The sequence below is a fragment of the Methanospirillum sp. genome (genome assembly GCF_035406105.1).
In the GTDB taxonomy this organism is placed as follows: domain Archaea; phylum Halobacteriota; class Methanomicrobia; order Methanomicrobiales; family Methanospirillaceae; genus Methanospirillum.
In genome coordinates, this window is the sequence record NZ_DAONKG010000220.1 from 1 (window position 1) to 3,820 (window position 3,820).

Annotated in this window: 3 protein-coding genes and 1 pseudogene; all 4 read right to left on the reverse strand. The window is 53.4% G+C overall.

Features of this window, described 5'->3' with window-relative positions; genetic code table 11:
• Positions 1 to 34: 34 nt before the first annotated feature.
• Positions 35 to 1,009: a DNA repair and recombination protein RadA gene (gene radA / locus PLA23_RS11290; RefSeq protein WP_324330342.1), complete on the reverse strand. Its 975-nt coding sequence runs from the start codon at positions 1,007 to 1,009 to the stop codon at positions 35 to 37.
• 81 nt (positions 1,010 to 1,090) lie between these two features.
• Positions 1,091 to 1,258, reverse strand: a pseudogene (locus tag PLA23_RS11295) (helix-hairpin-helix domain-containing protein); the annotation flags it as partial.
• A 77-nt stretch (positions 1,259 to 1,335) separates the two neighbouring features.
• The gene (locus tag PLA23_RS11300) at positions 1,336 to 2,625 is read right to left on the reverse strand and encodes an OB-fold nucleic acid binding domain-containing protein (RefSeq protein ID WP_324475249.1); all 1,290 of its coding nucleotides are present in this window, start codon (positions 2,623 to 2,625) and stop codon (positions 1,336 to 1,338) included.
• A 13-nt stretch (positions 2,626 to 2,638) separates the two neighbouring features.
• On the reverse strand, positions 2,639 to 3,820 hold a 1,182-nt coding region (gene lysA / locus PLA23_RS11305; RefSeq protein WP_324475250.1), incomplete at its 5' end, for a diaminopimelate decarboxylase.

Here is a 3,820-nt window from a genome sequence, read left to right on the forward strand (position 1 = left end):
CCCGTAACACAGATATTACTCCTATACGTTATGATCAGCAGGACCGGAGACCGCCTTCTTCCACAACGAATGTTGCTTCTCCTTCCGGCAGGTTCGGACTGTCTACCAGCCGGAAAATACGCTTTCCACCCTTGCTCTTGCGCAGGTATACCCTGAAGGTGGCGGTATGGCCGACAATATTTCCTCCGATAGGTTTGGTCGGGTCACCAAAGAAAACTGCCGGATTGGACTGGACCTGGTTTGTCACAAGACCGATGGCATTATACTCGTCACAGAGTTTGAAGATGTCATGCATGTGCCGGTTCAGCTTCTGCTGACGTTCGGCAAGAGTCCCGCGGCCCGCATATTCTGACCTGAAAAGGCCGGTGAGTGAGTCCACTATCACAAGTTTGACAGGTTTTCCTGCAGCTTTCAGTTCCTCGGCCAGCTCACGGGATGTCTCGATAAGGAGCATCTGGTGATCAGAAGTCTGTGCACGGGCAACGTGGATGTTCTTTAGGAATTCTTTGGGATCTGCACCCTCAATCTCAAGACCCTTTACCATCTGCTCGATACGCTCAGGTCTGAAGGTGTTTTCCGTGTCCACGTAGATGACCGAACCGTTCAGGCCGCCCAGTTCCTCGGGAAGCTGCACGTTGACCGCCATCTGGTGGACAATCTGGGACTTTCCTGAACCAAACTCACCGTACATCTCGGTGATGGCCTGCGTCTCAAAACCTCCGCCAAGCAGTTCGTCAACCTCCGGAACAAGGGTCCGCAGTTTCTTGACCTTGAGTCGCTGCTCAAAGACATCGGTCCCGGTCTTAAATCCGCCAATATCAGCCTGATCCCGGCACCATTTGATCATCTTCTTTGCCGTTGCCTCACCCAGTTCCGCAGCCTCTGCAAGCGTTGCAGGAAGTGATGTTGCAATACTCTCTATGGTCAGAAATCCTGCATCTCGAAGTTTTTCTGCAATTGCCGGGCCGACACCCGGAATATCCTCAATATCCAGTCTCCGCTGTGGCATAGTTGTCGTTTCTTCCTTCTGTGCGGACGAAGCAGGTGTGGATTCTTCTGCACCAGGATGTAATCGGGAAGTACACCACTTGATCATCTTTCTGGCGGTCGCTTCCCCAATCTCTGCAGTATCATAGAGTTCGGTTGCAGTCGCCTGAGCAATCTTCTCCACTGACTCATACCCGGCTTCACGGAGCTTTTCTGCAGTGGTTGGTCCGACACCAGGAATGTCCTCAAGCTTGTATGTTTCTGTTGCCATAGTAGTTTCCTCATCATACAGGTGGCAACGAGGGGTATTTAAGTCTAAAAGAAACAGGGTGAAAGTGAAAACAGCATTTATGAAAAAGACCGTATGAAGTCTGAAATCTCTTTTTTCAACCCTTCTCGGTCTCCTTTTACCTCCTCTTCACTTTCGCAAAAGACCCGTTTCCCACTTGCCCGGCCGGTGATCCGGACATGGGAACCATGGGGCAGCCTGGTCTCGACCAGCCATGAACCCTCCCGGCTGGTAAGGATGGTCCCTTCCGGTACATGCAGAATCCATCCCTCAATCGTGACCGGCTCTTCCTGATCCGGAATGATAAACAGGGCTCCCCCTTTTCCTAGAGAGACCTCAGTCCCGCCGTTCCTCCCTTTTTTTGCATAAGCATTATAGAGCAGGATCGACTCACCAGGAAAAAGGGTCCGTTTCGCATCTGCATCCCAGAGCACAAGGGGAACATCGGCACTTCCATCTGAAAAACGAAGATTCCGAACAAAAGAGGTCGTTCCATCCCGTTTGGTAAAGGGTTTTGCCGGGAGAATCCTGGTGATTGTTCCCCGGACGGTATAACTCTGGTCGGGGACAAGGCTTGCAAGGGGGGTTATTGGTATATCAGGGGCTGTCTCGGCCGGGACGATGATCGTCTCCTCATCGCATACAATCTCCCGCCCTCCATAGTCCCCCTCTTTTAAAAGGGCCCCGGTCACGAGAACGGCCATCCCCGGGGATATCCCGGATAACAGAGCCGGCTCCCAGCAGATAAACCGGGCGGTTCCGTCTGCATCGCCGGCAAGACCGCTTACCATCTCCCCCCCGCTCCCGTCCCGGCGGGTAAACGGCCTGACCTCAGCAAGACTGATGATGAGCAGATGCAGATCTGTGCGGAAAGGAGCCTTCCGCTCTTTTACCTCCATGACACAGTCAATATCCACACAGGTTTTGCGCAGATTCAGCGGCAGAATCTCCCGAATGGATTTTCCATGCCGTCCGATGATCTCAACCACGTCACCTATCTCAAAGGTCTCTTCAAGCGCCGCTGCCTGCTCGTCCCAGAAGACCAGATCAACCTGCCCGGTCTCGTCAGCAACCGTCAGCCTAGCAACCAGTCCCTTCTCCCCGTCTGACCGATCAAACTCTTTTACACCGGAGAAAGCGATTATCTTTGCATAAAAACAGAAGAGGGAGGACTTGCCCCGAAGACCACGAATCTTGACATGGGATCGTCCCAGATCCTTTACTACCAGGAGTGCTGCCGTGGTCTCATCAGCAAGATTTCCACAATCTGCTATTTTCTTCTCTATCAGCCGGTCAAACTCCTCCCTGCTGACCAGGTCGTCTACCAGGGCATAATGATACCTGACCACCGGTTCACTCCGTTTACCTGAGCCAGGAAGGTGTTGTGAGGGTTGCCATCAGGTCATCGATGGTCTCGGCCCTTCGCATCAGGTCTGCCTGCCCGTTCCTGACCAGCACCTCTGCACACCGGCCCCGGCCATTATACTGGGATGCCATTGAGTACCCGTAGGCACCTGCATCAAGGATGGCGATGAGGTCCCCGGCAACAACCGCGGGAAGATCACGATCATGAGCAAGGATATCCCCGGTCTCACAGATCGGCCCGGTGATCGTATACGTACCAGCCGGTTCCTCATCTGCACGGTTTGCTACCAGCACCTCATGATACGCGTCATACATGGCCGGACGGATGAGGAGGTTAAACCCAGCATCCACGTTCACGAAGGTCTTGTGTGCCATCTTGACCGAGTTTACCTGGGTGAGAAGGATGGATGAGTCACAGACCAGGGACCGCCCCGGCTCAATCCAGATCTCCGGGGTGATACCAAGACGAATCAGAACTGAGGTACAGACCGGCATGACGGCACGGGCATAGCTGGCAACGGTGGGGGCATCAGGGCCGTTATGATCATATGCCACTCCCAGACCACCCCCAAGATCGATGAATGAAAATTTCACCCCCATCCGGACCAGCTCCTCCACAACCTCCATCATGACCTGTGCTTCCTTTGCAAACGGTTCCACATCCAGGATCTGTGACCCGATATGACAGTGAATACCAACCGGAACCACATTTGAACAGGCAAGGGCTGCCGCATAGGCATCGGTTATCTCTGCTGCCGGAATACCAAACTTTGATGTTGCAAGGCCGGTTGCGATCTTGGGGTGCGTCGGCACATCAATTGCAGGGTTCACCCTGAAGGATACCTCAACAATCTTTCCTGCTTCACCTGCAATCCGGTCAAGCTGCATGAGTTCATCGCGTGAGTCAAGTGATACCCGCACACCCTTCTCCACCGCAAGCCGGTGATCAGCCACAGTCTTTGAAGAGCCGTTAAAAAGCAGGTGCTCCGGCTTCATCCCTGCACGAAGGGCAATATGGAGTTCTCCGGATGAGAAGACATCTGCACCTGCACCCTCTTGTGCAAGTATCTTCAGAATATTCAGGTTTCCATTCGCCTTTGCCGCATAGAGAACCCGGATATGGGGATAATATGAAGAGAGGGCGGATACATACGCCCTGAAGTTGTCCCGGATCCTGGT

What these genes read in the sequence shown, in the direction of transcription:
- radA (WP_324330342.1), bottom strand. Translation starts at nt 1,009, where the DNA reads ATGCCACAGCGGAGACTGGATATTGAGGATATTCCGGGTGTCGGCCCG.